21 protein-coding genes and 3 pseudogenes are annotated in these 21,925 nt (G+C 69.8%); 15 read left to right on the forward strand and 9 right to left on the reverse strand.

Annotation, left to right across the window (positions count from 1 at the left end; translation table 11 throughout):
• Window positions 1-134: 134 nt before the first annotated feature.
• Together SGA01_RS28655 and SGA01_RS28660 are read left to right on the forward strand one after the other, a co-directional pair.
• The gene (locus SGA01_RS28655) at window positions 135-569 is read left to right on the forward strand and encodes a hypothetical protein (RefSeq protein ID WP_141299851.1); all 435 of its coding nucleotides are present in this window, start codon (window positions 135-137) and stop codon (window positions 567-569) included.
• Window positions 569-1,978 carry a M64 family metallopeptidase gene (locus tag SGA01_RS28660; protein WP_141299853.1) on the forward strand — a complete coding sequence of 470 codons (1,410 nt, stop codon included), beginning with the start codon at window positions 569-571 and terminating at the stop codon, window positions 1,976-1,978. Before SGA01_RS28655 ends, SGA01_RS28660 begins: the two co-directional genes overlap by 1 nt.
• 95 nt (window positions 1,979-2,073) lie before the next feature.
• Here SGA01_RS28660 and SGA01_RS28665 read toward each other — a convergent pair whose 3' ends face one another.
• The 7 genes and pseudogenes from SGA01_RS28665 to SGA01_RS28695 all read right to left on the reverse strand — a co-directional run bounded on the left by SGA01_RS28665 (window position 2,074) and on the right by SGA01_RS28695 (window position 9,136).
• On the reverse strand, window positions 2,074-2,829 hold the full coding sequence (locus tag SGA01_RS28665) for an RICIN domain-containing protein (RefSeq protein ID WP_141299855.1): 756 nt from the start codon (window positions 2,827-2,829) through the stop codon (window positions 2,074-2,076).
• Between the two features lie 852 nt (window positions 2,830-3,681).
• Window positions 3,682-4,326, reverse strand: a complete 645-nt coding sequence (locus tag SGA01_RS28670) for a response regulator transcription factor (protein ID WP_141299945.1) — start codon at window positions 4,324-4,326, stop codon at window positions 3,682-3,684.
• Between the two features lie 53 nt (window positions 4,327-4,379).
• Complete coding sequence (locus SGA01_RS28675; protein ID WP_229918534.1) at window positions 4,380-5,657, reverse strand: sensor histidine kinase; 1,278 nt, start codon at window positions 5,655-5,657, stop codon at window positions 4,380-4,382.
• 137 nt (window positions 5,658-5,794) lie between these two features.
• Window positions 5,795-6,655, reverse strand: coding sequence for a hypothetical protein (locus SGA01_RS28680; RefSeq protein ID WP_141299859.1), 861 nt, complete (start codon window positions 6,653-6,655; stop codon window positions 5,795-5,797).
• 227 nt (window positions 6,656-6,882) lie between these two features.
• On the reverse strand, window positions 6,883-7,491 hold the full coding sequence (locus tag SGA01_RS28685; RefSeq protein ID WP_141299861.1) for a DUF8184 family protein: 609 nt from the start codon (window positions 7,489-7,491) through the stop codon (window positions 6,883-6,885).
• Between the two features lie 534 nt (window positions 7,492-8,025).
• Window positions 8,026-8,195, reverse strand: a pseudogene (locus SGA01_RS28690) (transposase domain-containing protein); the annotation flags it as partial.
• Between the two features lie 71 nt (window positions 8,196-8,266).
• Window positions 8,267-9,136 (reverse strand): HEAT repeat domain-containing protein, encoded by an 870-nt coding sequence (locus SGA01_RS28695; RefSeq protein ID WP_141299863.1) that lies wholly within the window; start codon window positions 9,134-9,136, stop codon window positions 8,267-8,269.
• A gap of 452 nt (window positions 9,137-9,588) precedes the next feature.
• Between SGA01_RS28695 and ybiA the strand changes: the two genes are divergently transcribed.
• On the forward strand, window positions 9,589-10,053 hold the full coding sequence (ybiA, locus tag SGA01_RS28705) for a riboflavin biosynthesis intermediates N-glycosidase (protein WP_141299865.1): 465 nt from the start codon (window positions 9,589-9,591) through the stop codon (window positions 10,051-10,053).
• A gap of 127 nt (window positions 10,054-10,180) precedes the next feature.
• Here ybiA and SGA01_RS42300 read toward each other — a convergent pair.
• A pseudogene (locus SGA01_RS42300) lies at window positions 10,181-10,487 on the reverse strand (NF041680 family putative transposase); the annotation flags it as partial.
• Between the two features lie 39 nt (window positions 10,488-10,526).
• The gene (locus SGA01_RS28715; RefSeq protein ID WP_141299867.1) at window positions 10,527-10,952 is read right to left on the reverse strand and encodes a hypothetical protein; all 426 of its coding nucleotides are present in this window, start codon (window positions 10,950-10,952) and stop codon (window positions 10,527-10,529) included.
• Window positions 10,953-11,708: 756 nt separating this feature from the next.
• Here SGA01_RS28715 and SGA01_RS28720 point away from each other — a divergent pair.
• The 12 genes and pseudogenes from SGA01_RS28720 to SGA01_RS28775 all read left to right on the forward strand — a co-directional run bounded on the left by SGA01_RS28720 (window position 11,709) and on the right by SGA01_RS28775 (window position 21,852).
• Window positions 11,709-11,942: a macro domain-containing protein gene (locus tag SGA01_RS28720; protein ID WP_371866191.1), complete on the forward strand. Its 234-nt coding sequence runs from the start codon at window positions 11,709-11,711 to the stop codon at window positions 11,940-11,942.
• 304 nt (window positions 11,943-12,246) lie between these two features.
• Window positions 12,247-12,564: pseudogene (locus tag SGA01_RS42305) on the forward strand (transposase); the annotation flags it as partial.
• Window positions 12,565-12,834: 270 nt separating this feature from the next.
• On the forward strand, window positions 12,835-13,497 hold the full coding sequence (locus SGA01_RS28730) for a hydrolase (protein ID WP_141299869.1): 663 nt from the start codon (window positions 12,835-12,837) through the stop codon (window positions 13,495-13,497).
• A 5-nt stretch (window positions 13,498-13,502) separates the two neighbouring features.
• Window positions 13,503-14,009, forward strand: a complete 507-nt coding sequence (locus tag SGA01_RS28735) for a DoxX family membrane protein (protein WP_141299871.1) — start codon at window positions 13,503-13,505, stop codon at window positions 14,007-14,009.
• 93 nt (window positions 14,010-14,102) lie between these two features.
• Window positions 14,103-14,681 (forward strand): Dps family protein, encoded by a 579-nt coding sequence (locus SGA01_RS28740; RefSeq protein WP_141299873.1) that lies wholly within the window; start codon window positions 14,103-14,105, stop codon window positions 14,679-14,681.
• The gene (locus tag SGA01_RS28745) at window positions 14,681-16,105 is read left to right on the forward strand and encodes a dihydrolipoyl dehydrogenase family protein (RefSeq protein WP_141299875.1); all 1,425 of its coding nucleotides are present in this window, start codon (window positions 14,681-14,683) and stop codon (window positions 16,103-16,105) included. The genes SGA01_RS28740 and SGA01_RS28745 overlap by 1 nt, the downstream gene beginning before the upstream one ends.
• Window positions 16,106-16,237: 132 nt before the next feature.
• The gene (locus SGA01_RS28750; protein ID WP_141299877.1) at window positions 16,238-17,068 is read left to right on the forward strand and encodes an alpha/beta fold hydrolase; all 831 of its coding nucleotides are present in this window, start codon (window positions 16,238-16,240) and stop codon (window positions 17,066-17,068) included.
• Window positions 17,069-17,110: 42 nt separating this feature from the next.
• On the forward strand, window positions 17,111-18,064 hold the full coding sequence (locus tag SGA01_RS28755; protein ID WP_141299879.1) for an alpha/beta hydrolase: 954 nt from the start codon (window positions 17,111-17,113) through the stop codon (window positions 18,062-18,064).
• Window positions 18,061-19,947 (forward strand): amidohydrolase, encoded by a 1,887-nt coding sequence (locus tag SGA01_RS28760; RefSeq protein WP_141299881.1) that lies wholly within the window; start codon window positions 18,061-18,063, stop codon window positions 19,945-19,947. Before SGA01_RS28755 ends, SGA01_RS28760 begins: the two co-directional genes overlap by 4 nt.
• A 14-nt stretch (window positions 19,948-19,961) precedes the next feature.
• The gene (locus tag SGA01_RS28765; protein ID WP_141299883.1) at window positions 19,962-20,702 is read left to right on the forward strand and encodes a GPR1/FUN34/YaaH family transporter; all 741 of its coding nucleotides are present in this window, start codon (window positions 19,962-19,964) and stop codon (window positions 20,700-20,702) included.
• Window positions 20,703-20,747: 45 nt separating this feature from the next.
• A complete protein-coding gene (locus SGA01_RS28770; protein WP_141299885.1) occupies window positions 20,748-21,062 on the forward strand; it encodes a GNAT family N-acetyltransferase in 315 nt (104 codons plus the stop codon).
• Between the two features lie 64 nt (window positions 21,063-21,126).
• Window positions 21,127-21,852, forward strand: a complete 726-nt coding sequence (locus tag SGA01_RS28775) for an alpha/beta fold hydrolase (protein WP_141299887.1) — start codon at window positions 21,127-21,129, stop codon at window positions 21,850-21,852.
• Window positions 21,853-21,925 lie beyond the last annotated feature (73 nt).

Raw genomic sequence — 21,925 nt, forward strand, 5'->3', positions numbered from 1 at the left:
ATCCCGTTCACCAGCGGTGCCCTGCGCACCGTGCCCAGGGATGCCCGCCTGGTGTGGCGGGCCGCGTCCGATGGTGGTCCGGTGGGGGGGGTGACGACCGTGTGCGTCGAACCGGATCCGAGGAGGCGTGCGTGATGAGCGGTGCGATACGGCTCACCTTCGAGTACCGGGGCCAGCACATCGAACTGGTGGCCAGCGAGCCGGTCGATCTGGTGATCCCGGACGCCCCCGCCGGACAGCAGGGCTTGTCGATCGGCGTGACCACGGCCGACGTCGACGGACAGCCCGACGTATCGGTCGGCTACCGGGTGGACATGCTGAACGCGCGCGGACAGCGGATCCACAGCCGTCCGCTGGACAACCCGGTCAGGGACGAGGCGGAGGTCCTCTCCGCCGATCCGGACCGGCCCTTCACGCACCAGGCGATCAACCAGCCCAAGGGACGCTTCTTCGTACTGGTGCCCGCGTTGGCGGAGGCCAAGGAGGTGGCGCTGCTGCGCACCACCGTGCGGACGCAGACGATCGGCCGGTACCAGCTGGGACACGGGACCGAGGGAGGCGGGTCCTGATGGGAACCGGCGACGGCACCGTCCTCGGCACGACGCTGCTCCACAACAGCGGCCCGACCGCCTCGCGATGGAACCTCGTGCTGCTCGCGGAGGGCTACAGGAGCAGCGAGATGGCGCAGTGGCACACGGACGCGCAGTTCTTCGTGAGCCAGCTCTTCGCGATACCGCCGTTCAACGAGCCCGCGGTCCAGGGCCGGATCAACATCCACCGCGTGGACGTCACCTCCACCGGCAGCGGCGCCGACGACCCCGTGTCCTGTGGTGGGACGGGAGCCACTCCGAAGACCTACTTCGACGCCACCTACTGCACGGGCGGGCTCGCCCGACTGCTGACGGCCAACACGTCGACCGTGCAAGGCGTGCTCACGGCCCAGGTCCCGGCCTGGCACCAGGCGATCGTCGTGGTCAACAGCGCCAAGTACGGAGGCTCGGGCGGCACTGTCGCCGTGACCTCGACGAGCGGCAACTGGGTCACGGTCGCCGCGCACGAGCTGGGACACTCCGCGTTCGGCCTCGCCGACGAGTACGAATCCTGGGTCAGTTGTCCCTCGGAGACCGGACACGACCTCTACACCGGCACCGAACCCACCGCGCCGAACATCACCCTGGACACCGGGCGCACCACGATCAAATGGGCGGCGCTGGTGCAGGCGACGACCACGATGCCCACCTCCAGGAACGCCGACTGCTCGGTGTGCGACCCGCAGGCCAACCCCGTGGCGGCGGGCACGATCGGTGCCTTCGAGGGGGCCGGCTACTACCACTGCGGTCTGTACCGGCCGGCGTTCAACTGCATGATGCGCAACCTCACGCCCTTCTGCGCCGTGTGCCAGGGCGTGATCCGCCGCACGCTCCAGCCGTTCGAGTGGGCCCTGCGCGCGGCGGATGTGACGTCCACCATCATCGAGTGCGTCTTTGATCCTTCGGGCACGGCCGTGCCGAACGACATCGCGCCGGCCATCCGGATCACGGGTGCCACGGGATCGGGTTCGCTCCAGTCACGTCTGTACCCGCGCGGCGTCGCCGGCTCGCTCGGTGCCGGCAAGTACCCGTACGAGTACCGCGTCGACATGACACCGGTCTCGGGGCCGCTACCGGCGTCGGCCGTCCGCACGCTCAGCCTCGACTTCGGGCCCGTCAGCCGTGTCGACTACGACGGAACCGGCGGATCGGACCTCTTCGTCATCGCCCAGGGCGGCCCGGGAACGGTCCGGCCCGTCTCCGCCACGCAGCGGGGGAGCCGCCTGACCATCGACTTCGGCACCCCCGGGGTCGCGGCCGGCAACAGCAGCTTCTTCCTGGGCCTCACGTCGGACCATCCGCCGCGCGACACCACGGCCCAGATCACCGACGGAGCCGGGAACACGCACACCCTCGCCACCCGAGCCCCGGCCTTCCCCACGCCCTGAAGCGGGCGCGGAGCGAGGCGCGGGACTCGGCGCCGGACTCCATGCGGGGCCTGCCGGGACCGCGTGCGGTCGGCGGGGCCGGGCGGCCGGTCGTATCAGACGGGCAGCTGCCAGATCTGGTTCGAGGAGCCGTTGCAGTCCCAGATCTGTACGACGTTGCCGTTGGTGCTGTCGAAGGCCCGGACGTCCAGGCAGCGGCCGGACTTCGTGTTGACGATCGCGCCGTTGCCCTGGACCCGCCACTGCTGGGCGATGTTGCCGTTGCAGGGGCCGGTGTGCACCTGGGTGCCGTTGTCGGTGCGGCCGTTCCAGATGTCCAGGCACACGCCGACGGCGCGGATGGTGCCGTCGGCGCCGATCTTCCACCTCTGGTTGACGTTACCGAGGCAGTCCCAGATCTGGGTGGGCACCTTGTTGGCCATGCTGCCGCCGCGCACGTCCAGGCACTTGCCCGCGAGGCCGGTGACCTGCCCGACCGGGCCGGCCGGGACGGCGGGTCCGAACGAGACGCCGCCTCCCCACCACATGCCCGTACCGAAGCAGCTCGCGGAGGCGGTGGTGTCGCCCCTTACCCAGCCGCTCCACGCCTGCGAGAAGGTGTAGAACCCGGTGGTGAAGTCGTAGGTCGCGCAGGTGCCTCCGACGCTCCAGGTCTGCATCGGGTCGAGGCCGGTACAGGTGGCGGATGCGCCGGCTTCGGTGCAGCTCCCGACGCCGCCGGGGCCCGGGACGGTCGCTGCGGACTGCGCAGCGGCGGCAGCGGGGCTCTCGACGGCGTGGGCGGCGGGCGCGGTGAGCGCGGCGGCCCACGCGAGCAGGGCGGTGGCTAACAGTGCGGCGGTACGACGCATCGGAAGATCCTTACGGAGACGAGGAACCGGTCAACCCGCCTGCCAGGTAATCGTGGTGACGATGTGACAGTTGTGCGGGTCGGGTGAAAGCTTCAGGCGTGACATGGGCACGGTCAACAATGCGGGGTAAAGATCACGCCAGCGGTCCGTCGGGTTCGCTCGTCGGGCCGCTTGCTGCGTGCGATCAATGGCTTGATCCCGCGCTGGGCGGCGCCGGCTGCGTAGGGTGCCTGCTGCGGTGTGGATCTCGGTGAGACGCTGGAGCGGGCGGACGGCAGGCGCTGAGCCTTCCATATCGAAGCCGTCAGACCAACGGTGAGGAAGACACGCCCGGCGCGGGCACCCCACACAGGGCTGCCCGGCGCGCCTTGTCGAGGACGTTCAGAAGCGAGCTTCCCCGGTCCGTAGCTGACCAGCATGTTCCTCGTGTGCTGGTGGTACACCGGTGGCACCACCACTGACCAGGCGAAACGCACGTTGCTCAACGGGGTGATCGCAGCTTGGGCCGCAACTGGCCCGGATCTTGGTCCGCTTGGGCGAAGGGCGGACCGTCGGCCCCGGCGGAGCAGGCCGTCGACGAGATGCCGGCACGGCACTCTGAGCGACTTCACGGTCTGATCGGGTGGTCGGATGCAGCATCGTCCGGGGCTGGGTGCCGGCATGCCTCGGCCGGTCCCGGGGCGGGCTGACCGCCAAGGTCCACCTCGCCGTCGACGGCCGGGTCCTGTTGCCCTGCCGCAGGTCGCCAGCCAGGACCGGTCCGGGGCGCCGGGGCGGGATGCCGGCCTTGCGGAGGGTGCTACAGATGTCAGCCCGGAGTCCGGGGCCGAATGCGGTGGAAGCGAGCTGTCGTCAGCCTCTGAGGTAGGTGAGGACGGCGAGTACCCGGCGGTGCTGGGTGACGTCGGGCGGCAGTCCGAGCTTGGCGAAGATGTTGCCGATGTTTTTCTCCACCGCGCTGGAGGAGACCACCAGTCGCTGGGCGATGGCGGTGTTGGAGCAGCCCTCCGCCATCAGCGCCAGGATCTGGCGTTCACGTACGGTCAGCGACCCAAGGGCCTTGCCGCGGCGCTGCCCGGCCAGCAACTGAGCGATGACCTGGGGGTCGAGCACCGTCGCGCCGTGGGCGACGCGGTTCAGCGTGTCGAGGAACTCCTCGATCCTGGCGACCCGGTCCTTCAGCAGATAGCCGACAGCGCCGGAACCATCCGCGAGCAGATCGCCGGCGTAGGACACCTCCACGTACTGGCTGAGCACCAGCACGGGGGTGCCGGGCAGCTGTCTGCGGGCCGCCATCGCCGCCCGCAGACCATCGTCGGTATGGGTCGGCGGCATCCGCACATCGACGATCGACACGTCCGGGTGGTGTGCGAGCACCGCCTCGACCAGGGCAGGACCGTCACCGACCGCCGCCACCACCTCGTGACCGTCCTCAGCGAGCAGGCGGACCAGGCCCTCGCGCAGCAGCACCGCGTCATCGGCGACGACGATCCGCAGCGGATATCGGGCCGTTGGGTCCGACCCTGCTCCAGACCCTGTTTCGTCCGAGGTCAGCGGCACGGCAGCTCCGCGGTGACCGTCGTCGGGCCGTCCTCAGGACTGTCGACTTGCAGTCGGCCACCGACCGCATGCACCCGGTCGGCCAACCCCTGCAGTCCGTGTCCCTTGGCCAAGGCCGCGCCGCCCGCCCCGTCGTCCGTCACCCAGACCCGCAGGATTCCCTCAGCGTGACGCATACCGATGGTGCACCGGCGAGCATGGCTGTGCTTGGCCACGTTGGTCAGCGCCTCGGCGACCACGAAGTACGCGGTCGTCTCGACGACGGCGTCCGGCCGACGACCCAGAGGACCGGAGTCGAGCTCGGCGGGTACGACGCAGCGCGCGGCCAGAGTGGAGAGCGCCTCCCGCAGTCCGCGGTCGGCGAGGATCGGCGGGGCGATGCCTCGCGAAAGGGCCCGCAGCTCGTCCAGCGCCTGCTGGGTCTGGACGACCGCGTCGGCGAGTGCGGCCCGGACGAGTTCCGGATTGCGGTCGAAGTGATGCTGCGCGCGACCCAGTTCCATCGCCAGACGGACCAGCTGCTGTTGGGGCCCGTCGTGGATGTCGCGTTCGAGCCGGCGCAGGGCAGCCGCCTCCGCTGTCACCGCTGCGACGGCCTGTGCGACGGCGGTGTCGCGGTCCTGCTCCAGTCCGCTGATCCTGCGGTGCAACGCGGACATGTTTGACAACAGCGCCTGCCCGAGACCGGTCTGGGCCGCGACGCATACCCGGGTCACCAGCGGCAGGGTGAACAGCAGCAGCACGGCGACTGTCATCGCGAAGGCCAGCCGCTCGGCCGGCGACGTCAGCCCAAGACTCAAGGCGATGTGCGACCGGTCGCTGCCCGCGTACAGAGTCAACGGCCGCGGCGACCCAGGCGTGACCTGGCTGCGCAGGGGGTACGTGGCGGTCGCGACTCCCACGAACCACCACAGCACTGTCACCACCGAGGTGACCAGGACGACGGGGAGCACCAGCACCGTGTGCGCCAAGTCGAGCCACAGCCCCGGGTCGGCCGCATCGGCCGTCTCTTTCGACCGCGGTCGCCAGCCCGTGCCCCGGGCCCCGCCCGCCCGGGAACGCACCTGGCCGATCCGCCACCATTCCAGGTCGCCGGGCCACCGCGCCAGCGCCAGAGCCCGGGCCGCGACGGGCGACCCGCTCTGCAACAACGAACCGACTGTTCCGACGCAGAGGCCGCCGACCACCAGCGGCAGACCGACAGCAGCGCTCAACGGCGCGGTAACGAGATACACCGACTCTACGATCGTGCGACGCGCGATGCGCACGGCAAACCTGACACGTGGCCGCCACCGACCCGCGGCCACGGAAGGCAACGACTCAACCATGCCCCCAGCATAATGTTCCTCGCGCCCAGAAAGGCCGCCATTTTCACCACCCGCGTCTGACCGACTGTGATGGTGCATCACCAGCTGCCATTGAAGAGGTTCAGGAGTCCTGGATTAGGGTCTGTTGCAGTGGCCCTGTTTACCAAAAAGATCAAAATGAAGAAGAGCGACAACACTGTCGACGAAGCAGCGAACGATACCAATACACGCCTCGTTCGCCTGTCATTCGATCCCCTTCGTGCAAGCTTGTTCCACAACATCACGCTCGCACCCGTGAAGGCGAATGCTATAGGCACCGCCGCGATCTCGCGGACCACGTGGAACCGCACGTAGTCGCTGACTATTCCCTCAAGGGCAGGCCGAGCTTGTTCACTCCCGCCCGTGGAGTCAGTCAGTTGCTGCTTGATTTGGTCGACTGTATCGGCAAGCGCTCCATTGGAGGCGCCCCCCAGTAGCGGCAGGATCGAAGCGAAGGGCGCTGCCGCACCCTGGAGACTGGCCACCGCCGTCCACAAAGCGAACAGCGCGAACCCCACGACGGATACGCCGGCCGACACGAGGGCGACCTTTCTCACCCTTCCCGGTCCTCCATCTCTCAGGAACGTTTTCCAGAGAAGAGAGCCAAGCGCAACGAGAACCATCAGCAGGATGGAAGCGATCACACCCTTGACCACGTTGTAACGGAACCAGTAGTCAATAACCCTCTCCAGGCCTGGAGAGGGTTGCTCTTTCCCGGAACGCCAATATCCGATGAACGCGTCGCATAGGTCATTGACGAGGGTGTGCCTATCGGCAAGGTCGCTGTCCCGACCACGTGTCGCCAGCATGCGGGGCGCGAAGACGAGAGCTGCGAAGAGAGCGCCGGCGAGGGCGGTGAGTACAGCAACTGCACGTGTGGGGAACACTGCGGATCTCGACGGTGATATGAGCCTGCGCAAGAAAATTCCTTCGGCTCGAACGATTGCGTACATCTCGCGTTGAGGGGGTCAGTCCGACCGGGTCCCAGAACCAGGATGTGCGGAAAGGGCGCGGTTCTTGCGCTCATCGTTGCGTACTCGTGGGTGCTGGTCACTGAGGTGTGCCACCCACTTGGGGGTGTGGCCTGCCATACCAAGAGTCACCTCGGGTTGTCCGCGACAGCTGCCAGGCATGCGATCGAGTCGCGTCAGGTCCGACCGGCGTCGATCAGCGCCGTCATCGTCTCAACGACGAGCGGGCAGGCGGATAGCTCGTAGGTGACGTCTTCGTCAGGTGTGCGGCACACGAGCCGGCTTCCTTCGATCGCGACCGAGGTGAGTTCGGTGCGTTTCCATGGGCTGGGGACCACCAGGTGGAGCCGGCCGTCCTTGTGGGTGATTCGTATCGATTTCTCGACCACGCCTTCGACGACCCGCAGCACGTTGATCACGGCGATCGTGCCGTCAAGCACGTGGACCTCGATCACGTCCTGAGGGCCTGAGGCGACCGCGTCATCCCCGGTGAGCAGGCGTTGGGTGACCTGGCGCAGGATCCGATCCGTCTGGTACCGCCCGGTCACTTCGAACGACTCCGAGGTGCTGTGCCACGTCGCATCGAAACGCATGACCGTGAAGTCCTCGGAGAACGACGTGTTCCTCACTTGCGTCAACGATCGGTCGGCGGCCGGGTTCTGATCGATGTACAGCGACCGTGCGGAAGTGTCGAAGTACAACGACGGCTCGGCCGACACCCGGATCATGCCGGAGCGGTAATCCCACGAGAACACGGCGCTCTTCGGGTTCCTGACGATCTGCATTGGGTCTCCCAGTTACACAGAACAGCGATTCATTCGGTGAACCGGGCGGATGCGGCGGCTGGGTTCGTCGTGTTCAGCGTTGGCGAGCGCTCCAGACTCCGCCTCCCGCCGGTGCGACTCCGCACCGTCCGGATCACGCCCGACGACCTTCACCCTTTCAAGCCCCGACTCCAGGAAGAACGCGTAACTCCAGCGCGCTCCCAGTCGTCCGACTCGATCAGGTCGAAGAGCATAAACTGCCCGGCTTGCGATGGGATCCTGTACGTGACGGCGCTGTTCCCACAGCTCGCCACCGCCCACACCGTGTTGGCTCCCCGAGACGCACGAAGCTCCGTGGACCGCGACACCGTCGGCCACGCGCCGGGCCGCCCTCACCGAGGGCCGGACGGCACACCGGCCCGGAAACAACCTTGGGGGGCCGCCACCAACAGCTCATGCACGCGACAGTCCTTCGGTACCAGGCGTTCCTGACCCGTGTTCGTCTCCACCGCCATTCCTACTCAACGACGTCCCCAGACCAGGAACTTCCCCATGCGACGGCAACTGCCGCAGCCGGTGCTGCACGGCTCGCGTCTGCTCCAGCACGTCATCGACGAGCTCGAGGGGAGGTGCTGGGTCAGCTCGCCCAGGTGGCCGGGAGCGAAGACTCCATCCGTGACCGTGAGGGTGCGGTTGAACGCTGTGGTGGCAGACTGGCCTGACAACGGGACCTCTCGTGGCAGGAAGACTTTGATCGGTCTCCCGCTTCTACCAGGCTGACTACACGGCATTGGTACTAGCCGATCCGGCGACGGGACTCCACAATGAGGACGACGGCCTCCTCCAGAACTTCGTCGTTCACCGCGATACGGACCTCCGTGACCGTGCCGGGCCAGTCTGCGATCAGCTCCCGGCAGATCGCGTCGTTCTCCAGGACGGCCATGAGTTCGCCGCCCCGGACGGTCTGGCCGGGCTCCACCAGGACCTCGGTCACGCACCACGGCATGCCCATCACGGCCTGCGCGGTGAACACCACCGGCCCCAGCTCGCGCCAGACCGGCGGTGCCGACGGCCCGCCGATGCGCTGCTCGACCTGGTCGAGGGCTACTCCGGCGCGCCGGGCGAACGAGGAGTCGTCTGCCAGGTGCGCGCGCAGCAACGGCCCGACCGCGCGGGCGTCGCCCAGCCGCGCCAGCGTGTTCAGCGCTTCGGACCGCGTCTCGGGGTCGTCCAGGCACGCGGCGACGGCCTCCGTGTGATCGGCCGTCCCGTTCTCGGCCAGACCCCGCAGCGCTCGACGGCGGTACTCCGGGCTAGGGGTCCGCAGGTGGCGCTCCAGGAAGGGCAGAGCTCGCGGATCCTTGATGTACTCCAGCGTCTCCGTGATCGCCCATTCAAACATGGGGTCCCCCGCCGCCTCGTCGAAGAAGGTGTCCGGGAAGGCGCGGGCAAGGTGTATCTGCGCTTCTCCGGGGCGCCGGTAGTCGTCCCGGTCGTGGCGCGTGATCTCCGCCATGTCCCATCCCGGCTCGGCCCGGCCCGCCCGAATGGCGAGGAGCCGACGAAGACTCACCGGACCTGCTGCCAGCAGGCCGTCGAGGGCGCTGTCGTCCCCGTACATGTAATCCGTGAGGAGACTGTCGATCTCCTCGAGCACTAGGTCCATGGGGAGTCGGCCAACTTTCAGTAGACCAGCGGGTCAGGGTGGGCGGCTTCTCCGCCCGGCCGACGACCCCGACGGCCGCGACGTGCGTTGGCGCACATCACCAAGGGAACCGACCGCGACCGCGTGGTCTCCACCGCCGACCCCGAAGCCCGGTACATCCAGAAGAACCGTACGCGCCACCATAGTCGGACGACCCTCAGACCGCGTTTGAGATCTGCCGCGTCCCTGGGCTGGTGGGGCCGAAGGGCGGGCGACGTGAGAAGCACCCACGTCGGCGGATCGTGGACGCGATCTTCTGGGTGGTCCGCACCGGGTGTGCCTCGTGCTCTGACCGGGAAGGTTCGCCGGGTCGCTGGTGCGGTGAAGAGCCGGGTTCGGCGAAGAAAACTGGTTGTAGGGGTGTGGGCATGCCTGACACGGTGCGGGTTTCCGCAACTTCCGCGAGGTTTCCCATGACGATCTACTTCTACGGCGCCGGCGAAGTCCCTTATGGATGCTTCTCGAATTTTTCTGATCATGGTTTCGACCTCGACGGGGTCTGGTGGCCAACCTCGGAGCACTACTTCCAGGCGCAGAAGTTCAAGGGCACTCGCCACGCGGATCTCATCCGGCGTGCTCGCACGCCGCTGCGGGCAGCGGAGCTGGGCCGTGACTCGTCCAGACCTCTACGGAGGGACTGGGAGCGGGTTAAGGACGACGTGATGCGCCGTGCGGTGGTAACCAAGTTCCGCGCGCATGCCGATATCCGTGACATTCTGCTGTCCACCGGTGACGAAGAGATCGTCGAGGACACCACCACCGATCACTACTGGGGTCGAGGCCGGACCGGGACTGGCAAGAACATGCTCGGGCGGATTCTGGTGGGCACCCGTAGCCGGCTGCGCGTCGAACTCGCCGAAGACCTCGACAGCGAGTAGGCGGGCAGGGCCCGGGCCTGCACTGAGTGGTCGTGGTGGTTGGAGCTGGCGATGGCGAACTGTCGCGCGGTCCGAAGCGCACCTCGATCGGGTTGCCCACGAGGCGTAGGTCGGGGTGAAGCTTCAGCCCCGCCGCGATGAGCCGCCCGAACACTTCGCGCAACTGCCCGGCAGTGATGGTGGCGGTGTCGTCCCCGGATGCCAGGCGGAGCGCGTTCAGGGGCGGTCCACGAGCTGCGACCGGGCTCCGGCGCGCAGAGGATCGAGTACGGCCAGCCGGAATCGGGGCAGCCATCGGGTGATGTCGACGGCCAGGACAAGCCGGCAGTCGGCAGCCCGCGGCAGCGGACCCGATGCCAGCGCGAGCCGCAGCCGATCGGTGTCGGCCCGGCCAGGGTCACACCGGCGTAGAGCCCTCCGTGGCCGCGGCGGTGGACGGCTTCCAGCCCATCGGCCTGCTCAAGCCTTGGGCGTCACCCTGAGCCCGTGTCGTCCGTCGCCTCCAACTCGGGAAGCCCGGCGAGCCGTCGGGCTTGGATGATGTACACGATGTGCTTCTCCGAGTTCTGGACGTGGTCCTCCCGGAGATACCTGATGCGGTCCAGCCACCATGAGCCCCAGTCGCCTTCACCCGGTGCCGTCCCCGGTGGACGGTTGAATGGGAGCGGGTTCGGTCCCCGGAAATCCACCTCGCGAGCGATGTCCCGGTCGTAGCCCGCGGTGCTGTCTGCCCAGTTGTTGGCCGTGTCGAGAAAGACCACACCACCGTGCTCATCGCGCCCGAAGTCGAGTCTCATGGTTCTGGTGTCCCACAACCCACGCTTGTTGACGATCCTCCACGTCAGCCGCGCCACGAACACGACCGCGACGCCCAGAAGAGCCCACAGCCACCAGCTCATCGCCCACCGTCCCCCTTCGCGAGCCACTTCGGTCTCGCCCACTGCGATGGTGTCAGGTCGCGCTGACATCGTCTTGGGCTTCCACCTGTGGGCGTAGGCCCCGCAGTGCCAGGTGACGGGAGCAGTGGGCCGGAGTGTGGCCATCCGCCACGAGTGGGAACGCGGCGAAGGAGAGCAGGTCTTCCTGACGGGTCGTCCCCAAGCGCTCTGTGCCTTTTGGGAATCGCCGACAAGCATGGCTATCGCAGCCGGCCGCTGACCGATGAGCAGGTGGGCTTGCTGGAGGCGGCCCTTGGCGTCGGGCTCCCGGCCGCGTTCCGGGTGGTCCTCCTGCGAATCGGAGCAGGCACCGGACCGTACTACGGGATCTACGATGCCGAGCCGCTGATCCGGAGCGTCGGCCCTGGATGCACCCGGCCGTTCCCCGAAGGGATGGAGGGGCCGTTCTGGGCCGACGAGGACGATGAAGACGGCCTTCTGGCGGCTACCTACCCACCATCGAGGTGGGCTGTGCGGCCTCGACATCGGGCCGGTCACCAACGGCGCGCACCACGAGCTCATCGTGTACATCGATATGAACAGCTCGCGTTCGGTGATGGCCAAGAGGGGGCTACCGCGAGACGCCGCGGGCACCAGGCCGGCCTGACGCCCCGTAGGCCCCGATGCCGTCGAGCTGCAGGGCTTCGGCAGGTCCTGGCCCCGGGGCTTCCCCATCTATAGCATCAGGGCCAGCACGGCATCCGGACCCGCGAAGGTATGAGGACCGAGTCCGGGACCGTGCCCGCCGACAGCGGTCCGCCCATCCGCTACGACGCGGTGCAGGAGTGTCTGCACGTCCTGGCGGAGCACGCCAAAGAGCTGCATGCCTCGGTCCACATGCCCCGTATCGGCTGCGGCTTGGCCGGCGGCACCTGGGACCGCGTCGAACCCCTCATCACCCAGGCGCTGTGCGCCAGGCGCATCCGTACGGTCGTCTACGACCAGGCATAGCCGCTGGTGGCTCGTCGGCCGAAGGGCCGACTGCGGTCGGGGAGCGTCGTCGCGGGACACCGGTTCCCCCGCCGGCAGCCGGTCGAACAGCTCGTACCGGTCCAGGCGTGCCTTGCCGTCGCCGTCTTCCTCCTCGGTGAAGGCCTGGACGGAGAACCCGGACCGCCGGGGGTGTCACGCCGCTTCGTCGGGGTCGAGGTGTCGACCGCGTACGCCCGGGCGCCGTGCCGGCTGCGCCCACGCCCCGACCCTACTCGCGCCGGCGGCAGCAATGGCTCCACCAAGGCACAGCTTTGAATAGGACGAGGGCCTGCGGCACCAGGTGTTTCTCGCCGACACCCCCTACTCCGGTGGTGGTTCCGCCCAGTTCCTGGAGGTCCGTCACCGCGGGCATGTCGCCGTCGAGGACCACATCCGATGCGGCAAGACCACAGGCTTCGGCCGCTTCCCCTCCCGCCACTTCGCGATCAACTTGGCCTGGCTCGAACTCGGCCTCGCGGCGATCTTCCTGCTGGCCTGGATGCGCGTCCTGCTGTGGGACGGGGAGCTGGCGGCTGCCGAACCGAAGAACCTCCGCTACCGGCTGCTGCAGGTCGCCGCCCGCCTCGCCCGCGGTCAGCGACTGCGCTTCCGGATATCGCAACCCCTTTGTGGGGTTGGGGTGTGGCTACGCGTCGTTTCGGAGGGGTCTCGGGGCGAGTGTGCCGGCGTCGCGACCTTGCGCGTTCGCGCCCGTGACACCTCGCGGATCTCGCCCTTGACCGGTTGTGCGCTGCCGTGCCAACCCCTGGGCGCAGGAGGTCAACGCGGTCGGTCGGGTCGCTCGTAGCTTGAAGAAGTGCCGAGCCGCGGACGCGGCGGGCACGTTACCGATACTTCGAGAGGACCCCTCATGTTCGACATCACCAAGGTGCAGGCCGCCCCGAGCAAGGACCTGCTCACGCCCGACAACGCGGTCATGCTCTTCGTGGACCACCAGCCGCAGATGTTCTTCGGCACGGGCAGCGGCGACCGTGCCGCGATCATCAACAGCACCGTGGGTCTCGCCAAGGCCGCTCAGGCCTTCGACGTGCCGGCCGTCCTGACCACGGTGGCCGCCGAGTCGTTCTCCGGGCCCCTGCTGCCTCAGCTCGCCGAGGTGTTCCCCAAGCACGAGGTCATCGACCGTACGACGATGAACGCCTGGGAGGACGAGGCGCTCGTGGAGGCGGTCAAGGCCACCGGGCGCAAGAAGATCATCCTGTCGGGTCTGTGGACCGAGGTCTGCCTGGTTCTGCCCGCGCTCTCGGCGCTTGAGCAGGGTTACGAGGTGTACGTGGTCTCCGATGCCTCCGGTGGTGTCAGCCCCGCCGCCCACGAGCACGCTCTCCAGCGGATGATCGCCGCCGGCGCTGTCCCGGTGACTTGGGTCCAGGTCCTCCTGGAGCTGCAGCGCGACTGGGCCCGCCAGGAGACGTACGGCGCGGTCATGGAGATCGTCAAGGCCCACGCGGGCGCGTACGGCCTGGGCGTCGTGTACGCGCAGAGCATCATCGGCGCGCACGCGGCCGGCTGAGCTCCTTGGACACCGGCATTCTGATCCTGCGTCTGCTGGTGGGCCTGCTCGTCGCGGGCCACGGGGTGCAGAAGATCAGCTCGCACCTGGGCGGCAGAGGACTCGAGGGCGGCACGGAAGAGTTCCGCGCCGACGGTTTCCGCGGCGGAGCCCTCACCGCACTGGCGGCGGGCGGTGGCCAGATCGGATCGGGACTGCTGCTCGCGGCAGGCCTCCTGACCCCGCTCGCCGCCACCGGGGCCATCGGCGTCATGACCGTCGCCCTCACCGTGAAACGGCACAACGGCCTCTGGGTGCAGAACGACGGGTACGAGTACCCGCTCGTCCTCATCGGCACCGCCGCCGCCCTCGCCGCCACCGGACCCGGCGCCTGGTCCCTCGACGCGGCCCTCGGCCTCACGCCGTACCCGCTGTGGTGGGCGGCCCTCGCGCTCGCGGCCGGTCTCGGCAGTGGACTCCTCACCCGGCTCGTCCTGCACCGGACCGCCGCCCCGGCGATCGCCGAGCGCTGAGCGCGAGCCGCGCAGACCGGGTCCGGCCGCCCGCGTACCCCCCGACGGGGCGGCCGGACCCTTCCCACCTTCTCTCCCGAACAGGAGCACTCGATGGACACCCTGACGACCCCGCACGGCGGCGGCCAGCCGCTGCTGCACCAGAAGGGCGCCGAGACCCAGGCGTTCGGCACGCTCAAGCAGTTGCCGATCGGCCTCGGCCACGACACTCGCATGTACGCCTGCCAGCGGCTGAACCGCGTACTCGCCGACACGCAGATCCTGTACTCCCTCTACAAGAAGCACCATTGGCTCATGCGCGGGGCGACCTTCTACTCGCTCCACCTGATGCTGGACAAGCACGCGGAGGCCCAACTGGCCATCGTGGACGCGCTGGCCGAGCGGGTCCAGAGCCTCGGCGGCGTCGCGGTCGGAGACCCGCGTCACGTCGCGGAGCTGACGTCGATCCCCCGGCCGCCGGACGGCGTGGAGCCGGTTCCCGTCATGCTGTCGCGGCTCCTCGACGCGCACGAGCGGATCCTGATCGACGCCCGGGACGCCGCCGCCCGGCTCTCCGGGGAGGGCGACGAGGGCAGCGCCGACCTGCTCGTCTCCGATGTCATCCGTTCCGGCGAGGCGCAGGTGTGGTTCCTGGCCGAGCACCTCGTGGACACCCCTCTGGTGCGCGGCTGATGGACACGTACGACGTCGTCGTGCTCGGCGGCGGGCCGGGTGGCGAAGTCGTCGCCGACCGGCTCGTCCGGTCCGCGCTGACCGCCGTCGTCGTCGAGGCCGACACGGTCGGCGGCGAGTGCTCCTACCGTGCCTGCGTGCCGAGCAAGGCCCTGCTGCGACCCGATGCCGCCCGGGCGGAGGCCCGCTCGGTCGACGGGGCCCGGCAGGCGGTCACGGCGGCGCTCGACCCGGAGCGCGTCCTGGCCCGCCGTGACCGCTTCACCGGGCGGGGTGACGACACCGGCCAGGCCGACTGGCTCGAAGGCGCGGGCATCGCGCTCGTACGGGGGCACGGACGGCTCGCCGGTGAGCGCCTGGTGGAGGTGACGGGGCCCGACGGCACGGTCCGTACCCTACGGGCCCGGCGCGCGGTCGTGGTCTGCACCGGCACGGAACCCGCCCTTCCGCCGTTGGAGGGGCTCGACCGGATCGGTGTGTGGACCAACCGGCAGGCCACCACGGCTGACGCGGTGCCCGAGCGGCTCGTCGTCATCGGCGGGGGAGCGGTGGCTTGCGAGATGGCCACCGCGTGGCGCTCACTCGGCTCCTCCGTCACCCTGCTGGTCCGCGACCAGGCCCTTCTGATCGGCTGGGAGCCGTGCGCCGGCGAAGAGGTCGCCCGGGGTCTGAGCGATCTGGGCGTCGCGATCCGCTTCGGGGTGTCGGCCGTCCGGGTCGCCCGTGACGAGGCCACCCGCGCGGTGACCGTGGACACCGACGACGGCACCGCTCTCGTCTGCGACGAGGTCCTGGTCGCCGTCGGCAGGCGCCCGCGGACCGCGGACCTCGGACTGGACGCCGTCGGACTGGCGGCACACGACTGGCTCCCGGTCGACGACACCTGTCGCGTCACGGCAGTCGAGGGCGACTGGCTCTACGCCGTCGGCGACGTGAACCACCGTGCGCCGCTTACCCATATGGCCAAGTACCAGGCCCGCGCCTGCGCGGCGGCGATCGCCGAGCGAGCCGCGGGGCGCCCGGCCGTCACCGGAGGCCGGCAGCAGTGGAGCGCGGAAGCCGACCACGTCGCCGTCCCGCAGGCCGTCTTCACCCGTCCCGAGGTCGCGAGCGTCGGTCTCACGGAACGCGCGGCACGCGAAGCGGGTCTCGCGGTACGCGTGGTCGAGTACCGCATCGACGACGTCGCCGGTGCCGCGCTGCACGCGGACGACTACCGCGGCCTCGCCAAGCTCGTCGTCGACGAGACCCGAGGGGTCGTCGTCGGCTGCACGCTCACCGGTCCGATGGCGACCGAGCTCATCCACACGGCCACCGTGGCCATCGTGGGTGAGGTCCCCCTGGAGCGCCTGTGGCACGCCGTGCCCGCCTTCCCGACGGTGAGCGAGGTCTGGCTCCGGCTCCTGGAGGCGTACGGCCTCTGAGGCCTGGCCCCCTTCTCCCGAGCCCGGTCCCGTCCGCCCGGCCGGCGCACTCCCTCCGCCCGAGCGGCGCACCCCTCCCGCTCGACCGAGCACACCCCCACGCTTCCCCACCCGACAAGGAAACACCCACCCATGCAGCTCACGAGGCGCACCCTCGCCCTCGCCATGCCCGCGACGCTGGCCGCCCTGATCGGCGCCGTACCCGCCGCACCCGCGAGCCGCCCGGCCGCGGCCGACACCGACCGGCACGACCCCAAGCCGACGATCGTCCTGGTCCACGGAGCGTTCGCGGACGCCTCCAGCTGGAGCGGCACGATCCGGCGGCTGCAGCACGCCGGCTACCCCGTCCTGGCGCCCGCCAACCCGCTGCGCGGTCTCGCCGCGGACACCGCCTACCTGCGCAGCGTGCTGGCCGCCGTAGACGGGCCCGTCGTCCTGGTCGGCCACTCCTACGGCGGCGCCGTCATCAGTGGCGCCGCAGTGGGCAACAGCCGCGTGAAGGCCCTCGTCTACATCGCAGCGTTCACCCCGGACAAGGGGGAGAGCGCGGCCGAGCTCGCCGCCAAGTTCCCGGGCTCCACCCTCGGCGACACCGTGAACCCGCGGTCGTACCCGCTGCCCGGCGGTGGCACCGGCACCGAGCTCGTCATCGAACGAGCCAAGTTCCACGGGCAGTTCGCCGCCGACGTACCCGCCGCCGAAGCGGCGGTCATGGCCGCGACCCAGCGCCCGGTCGCCACCGCCGCGCTGGAGGAGAAGGCCGGGGAGGCGGCCTGGAAGACGATCCCGTCCTGGGCGCTGATCGCCACCGCCGACAAGAACATCCCGGCCGCCGCCGAACGGTGGATGGCCCGGCGTGCCGGTTCGCACATCACCGAAGTGGACGCGTCCCATGCAGTGGCGGTCTCCCGCCCGGCCGTGGTCACCCACGTCATCCTCGCCGCCGTGCGGGCGACCCGCTGACGCTCCGACCCGCCCCGTACAACCCCTGAAGGAGAGCCCCTCATGAAGAACCGTCCGGTCCTCGAACCCGCAGCCCAGGCCTTCGCCGACGCCACCGCCCAGCCGCCGTACCTCTACCAGATCCCCGTCGCCGAAGGCCGTAAGGCCGTGGACGACGTCCAGAACGGTGAGGGCGTCCCCCTGCCGGACGTCGACGAGGAGTGGACCACCGTCCACGGCGGCCCGACCGGCGACGTCCGCACCCGGATCGTCCGCCCACGCGGCGCCACCGGCCCGCTTCCCGTCATCCTCTACATCCACGGCGCCGGCTGGGTCTTCGGCAACGCCCACACCCACGACCGGCTCGTCCGCGAACTCGCCGTCGGCACCGGGGCGGCCGTGGTCTTCCCCGAGTACGACCTGTCGCCCGAGGCGCGCTACCCCGTCGCGGTCGAGCAGAACTACAGCGTCGCCCAGTGGGTCGCCCGCGAGGGACACCACAAGGACCTCGACGGCACCCGGATCGCCGTCGCGGGCGACTCGGTCGGCGGCAACATGACCGCCGCCCTCACCCTCATGGCCAAGCAGCGCGGCGACGTCACGCTCGTCCAGCAGGTCCTCTTCTACCCGGTGACCGACGCGAGCTTCGACACCGACTCGTACCACGCCTTCGCCGAGGGCTACTTCCTGCGCCGCGACGCGATGAAGTGGTTCTGGGACCAGTACACGACCGAGGAGGCCGAGCGTGCGCAGATCACCGCATCCCCCCTGCGTGCCACCACCGAGCAGCTGACCGGCCTGCCGCCCGCCCTGGTCATCACCGCCGAGGCCGATGTCCTGCGCGACGAGGGCGAGGCGTACGCGGCGAAGCTGCGTGCCGCGGGCGTCCCCGTCACCGCCCTGCGCGTCCAGGGCGTCATCCACGACTTCGTCATGCTGAACGCGCTGCGCGAGACGCGGGGCGCGGAGCTCGCCATCGGAATCGCCACCGACATCCTGCGCAAGGCCCTCGCATGACCGGGCCGTCGACGAGCATGCCGGTGGTGGGCCTCGTCCCCGCCCCGCGTCGGGAGCACGAGCACGCCGACCTCCTCGTCCGCAACGCCAAGGTCTTCACCGGTGACTCCGACCGACCCGAGGCCCGTGCCGTCGCGATCCGCGACGGCAGGGTCGCGGCCCTCGGCGACGACCACGACCTCGCCCACCTCGTCGGGCCGGGCACGAAGGTCGTCGACGCCCTCGGCCGCCGGGTGATCCCCGGCCTCAACGACTCGCACCTGCATGTCATCCGGGGCGGCCTGAACTACGTCCTGGAGCTGCGCTGGGACGGCGTACGAAGCCTTCGACACGCCCTCGCGATGCTGCGCGAGCAGGCCGGCCGCACCCCGAAGGGGCAGTGGATCCGGGTGGTGGGCGGCTGGACCGCCGAGCAGTTCGCCGAGCGCAGGATGCCGACCGTCGCGGAGCTGAACGCCGCCGCCCCCGACACCCCGGTCTTCGTCCTGCACCTGTACCAGTCGGCGCTGATGAACCGAGCCGCGGTCAAGGCGGCCGGGTTCACCCGGGAGACCCCCGACCCCCGGGGCGGGCAGATCGTCCGGGGCCGGGACGGCGAACCCAACGGCGTCCTCCTCGCGGCGCCGAGCGCTCTCGTCCTGTACTCGACGCTGGCCAAGGCACCTGCTCTCGACGAGGCCGACAAGCGGACGTCGACGCGCCACTTCCTGCGCGAGCTGAACCGCTTCGGACTGACGTCCGCGGTCGACGCCGCCGGCGGCTTCCAGAACTTCCCCGACAACTACGCGACGGTCACCGACCTCGCCAGGTCGGGGGAGCTGACCCTCCGGATCGCCTACCACCTCTTCCCGCAGACGGCCGGGCAGGAGCTCGCCGACCTGAAGCGCTGGACCGAGATGGTCAAGCCCGGGGACGGGGACGAGTGGCTCCGCCTCAACGGCGCGGGAGAGAATCTGACCTGGGCCGCCGCCGACTTCGAGAACTTCTCCGAGCCCCGGCCCGAGCTTGCCGCAGGGTACGAGACCGAATTCGAGAGCGCCGTCCGGCTTCTCCTTGAGAACGGCTGGGGCTTCCGGCTCCACGCGACCTACGACGAGACGATCCGCCGTGACCTGGCCGTCTTCGAGAAGCTCGCGGCCGAAGGGCTCTTCCCCGGCGGTAACCGCTGGCTCTTCGACCACGCGGAGACGGTCTCGGCCGACAGCCTGGACCGGATCGCGGCCCTCGGCGGCGCCGTGTCCGTGCAGAACCGCATGTCCTTCCAGGGCACAGCCTTCCGCGACCGCTACGGCGCAGAGGCAGCCGCCCACACCCCGCCGGTCCGCGCCATGCTCGACCGGGGCCTCACGGTGGCCGCCGGTACGGACGCCACCCGCGTCTCCTCGTACAACCCGTGGGTCGCACTCCACTGGCTGGTCACCGGGCGCACCGTCGGCGGCACGGCCCTCTACCCAGCCAGCAACCTGATCGACCGGGAGACCGCCCTCGGCCTCTACACCCGCGGCGGGGCGGAACTCACCGGCGAACAGGACGTCAAGGGCACTCTGCGAGAGGGGTGTTACGGCGACCTCGCGATCCTGTCGGACGACTACCTCACCGTGCCCGAGGCCGTCATCCCCGACATCGAGTCCGTCCTCACCGTCGTCGGCGGCCGCATCGTCTATGCGACCGCGGAGTACGAGGGTCTCGACGAGGCCGTCCCGCCGGTGAGCCCCGAGTGGAGCCCCGTGGCTCACTTCGGTGGCTACCAGAGCGGTGCCCGTCAGGCCTCGCTCGTGGCCGAGGCCGTCGCCGAGTCCGAGCAGCACCGCCGGTGGCGCGTCGCGCGCGGCTCCGTCCCTGACACACAGCCGTCGTTCGTCGACCCCTGCTTCGAGCACTGAGAGAGATCCACACGATGAGTACCGCCTCACCCACCGCCGACAGTGGCGACGACGCCCGGGCCACCCCGCCGGACGTCCCCCCGGGACGCCGTTTCGAGCCGGACCTCCGGTCGATGACCCGGATCAACCTGCGCCCGATAGCCTCACCCATGCCGCTCGGCTTCTTCACGATCGCCATCGCGTCCGTGATGACGGGCTGCCTCCAGCTCGGGATCCTCGGCGAGGAGGCCCGTGCCGCCGTCGCCCTCACCGTGCTGCCGGCCTTCGTCCTCCAACTCCTGGTCAGTTTCCTGGCCTTCGGCGCCCGTGACGTGATCGGGGCGACCCTGATGGCGGTGTTCGCCGGCAGCTGGCTTCCCTACTCGCTGATCATGCTCAGCGGTGCGGCCGACGGCCTGAAGGTCCTCGGCGTCTTCAACCTGGCACTCCTCTGCTTCGGCGCGCTGATGACCGCCGTGACCGGGCCCAAGCGGGCGCTGTGGCTCGTCCTCGCGGTCTCCCTGCCCCGCTGGGCGGCCACCGGCCTCGCGGGCGTCACCGGCGCCGAATGGCTGACGCGCACGTCCGGGGTGCTCGGCCTGCTGGTGGCGGTCGTCGCGATGTACACGGCGTTCGCCCTGATGCTCGAGGACATGCGCAGCGAGCAGGTTCTGCCCATCGGCCGCAGCGGCCCCGCCCACCTCGCCGTGGAGGGCGACCTGTCCGTCCAGCTCCGCAACCTGGAACGCCAGGCGGGCGTACGCCGCACCCTCTGAACGCAGCCACCGCCCCCGTCACACCACGACCGCACAGGAGCACGCATGGAACCCCGAGTGACCGACCGGCCCGAGAAGTCCCGGTACGAGATCCTCGCCGGCGAGGACGGCGCCGAGACCGCGGGCTTCGCCGAGTACCACCTCTCGGAGGGCGAGATCGCCTTCATCCACACCGAGATCGACGGCCGGTTCGCCGGCCGGGGCCTGGGCGGGCTGCTCGCCCGCGGGGTCCTCGACGACGCTCGGGCCCGAGGGCTGCGTGTCCTGCCGTACTGCCCCTTCATCCGGGGCTGGATCGGCAAGCACCCCGAGTACACCGACCTGGTGCCCGAGGCGAGGCGCGCCCGCTTCGGCCTGTGAAGCACCACACGAACACCACACATGCGCCTCCCGCATCCCCCATCACGCACTGAGGAGTTTCCCCATGCCCCGACACGCCCGCCCCACCGCCGTCCTGGTCCACGGTGCCTTCGCCGACGCCTCCAGCTTCGCCCGCGTCATCCCCGAACTGGCCGCCGCCGGCATGGAAGTGGTGGCCCCGGCCGTGCCCAATCGCAGCCTCGTCGACGACGCCGCGTACATCGCCTCGGTGATCCGCGCCATCGAAGGCCCCGTGATCCTGGTCGGCCACTCCTACGGCGGTGCCGTCATCACCCTCGCCGGCGTGGAGGACAACGTCCGCGCACTGGTGTACCTCGCGGGATACGCGCTGGAGGAGGGCGAGAGCCTGGGCGAGCTGCAGGGCCGCTTCCCCGACTCCGGTCTCGCCGACGCGCTCGTCTACACCCCGTTCCCGGTGGCCGGCTCCACCGAGACCGGCACCGACGTCTCGGTGCAGATCGAGAAGTTCCCCGCCCTCTTCGCGGCGGACGTCGACCCCGACCTCGCCGCGGTGCTCGCCGTCTCCCAGCGCCCCTTGGCCGCACGTGCCTTCTCGGAGGCGGCGCCTGTCGCGGCGTGGAAGGCCAAGCCCTCGTGGGGCATGGTCGCCTCCTCCGACCGCACGATCAACCCCGATGTGGAGCGCTACGGGTACGAGCGCGCCGGCATGACCACCGTGGAGGTCGACTCCTCCCATCTGGTCATGCTTGCCCAGCCCAAGGCCGTGGCGGAGCTGATACAGGACGCGGCCCGGTCCACCGCCCACTGACCCGATCGTTCTGGTTAGAACGATTAGTCGATATTGTTCGAGCGCTGGTAGCTTCTGATCGCCCCTGAGGACC

Origin of the sequence: Streptomyces gardneri (genome assembly GCF_006539185.1) — a bacterium.
GTDB lineage: Bacteria > Actinomycetota > Actinomycetes > Streptomycetales > Streptomycetaceae > Streptomyces > Streptomyces gardneri.

Coding starts and splice junctions, on each gene's coding strand:
- SGA01_RS28655 (WP_141299851.1), top strand. CDS start 135: ATGAGCGGTGCGATACGGCTCACCTTCGAGTACCGGGGCCAGCACATC.
- SGA01_RS28660 (WP_141299853.1), top strand. CDS start 569: ATGGGAACCGGCGACGGCACCGTCCTCGGCACGACGCTGCTCCACAAC.
- SGA01_RS28665 (WP_141299855.1), bottom strand. CDS start 2,829: ATGCGTCGTACCGCCGCACTGTTAGCCACCGCCCTGCTCGCGTGGGCC.
- SGA01_RS28685 (WP_141299861.1), bottom strand. CDS start 7,491: ATGCAGATCGTCAGGAACCCGAAGAGCGCCGTGTTCTCGTGGGATTAC.
- SGA01_RS28695 (WP_141299863.1), bottom strand. CDS start 9,136: ATGGACCTAGTGCTCGAGGAGATCGACAGTCTCCTCACGGATTACATG.
- ybiA (WP_141299865.1), top strand. CDS start 9,589: ATGACGATCTACTTCTACGGCGCCGGCGAAGTCCCTTATGGATGCTTC.
- SGA01_RS28715 (WP_141299867.1), bottom strand. CDS start 10,952: ATGAGCTGGTGGCTGTGGGCTCTTCTGGGCGTCGCGGTCGTGTTCGTG.
- SGA01_RS28720 (WP_371866191.1), top strand. CDS start 11,709: ATGAGGACCGAGTCCGGGACCGTGCCCGCCGACAGCGGTCCGCCCATC.
- SGA01_RS28730 (WP_141299869.1), top strand. CDS start 12,835: ATGTTCGACATCACCAAGGTGCAGGCCGCCCCGAGCAAGGACCTGCTC.
- SGA01_RS28740 (WP_141299873.1), top strand. CDS start 14,103: ATGGACACCCTGACGACCCCGCACGGCGGCGGCCAGCCGCTGCTGCAC.
- SGA01_RS28745 (WP_141299875.1), top strand. CDS start 14,681: ATGGACACGTACGACGTCGTCGTGCTCGGCGGCGGGCCGGGTGGCGAA.
- SGA01_RS28750 (WP_141299877.1), top strand. CDS start 16,238: ATGCAGCTCACGAGGCGCACCCTCGCCCTCGCCATGCCCGCGACGCTG.
- SGA01_RS28755 (WP_141299879.1), top strand. CDS start 17,111: ATGAAGAACCGTCCGGTCCTCGAACCCGCAGCCCAGGCCTTCGCCGAC.
- SGA01_RS28760 (WP_141299881.1), top strand. CDS start 18,061: ATGACCGGGCCGTCGACGAGCATGCCGGTGGTGGGCCTCGTCCCCGCC.
- SGA01_RS28765 (WP_141299883.1), top strand. CDS start 19,962: ATGAGTACCGCCTCACCCACCGCCGACAGTGGCGACGACGCCCGGGCC.
- SGA01_RS28770 (WP_141299885.1), top strand. CDS start 20,748: ATGGAACCCCGAGTGACCGACCGGCCCGAGAAGTCCCGGTACGAGATC.
- SGA01_RS28775 (WP_141299887.1), top strand. CDS start 21,127: ATGCCCCGACACGCCCGCCCCACCGCCGTCCTGGTCCACGGTGCCTTC.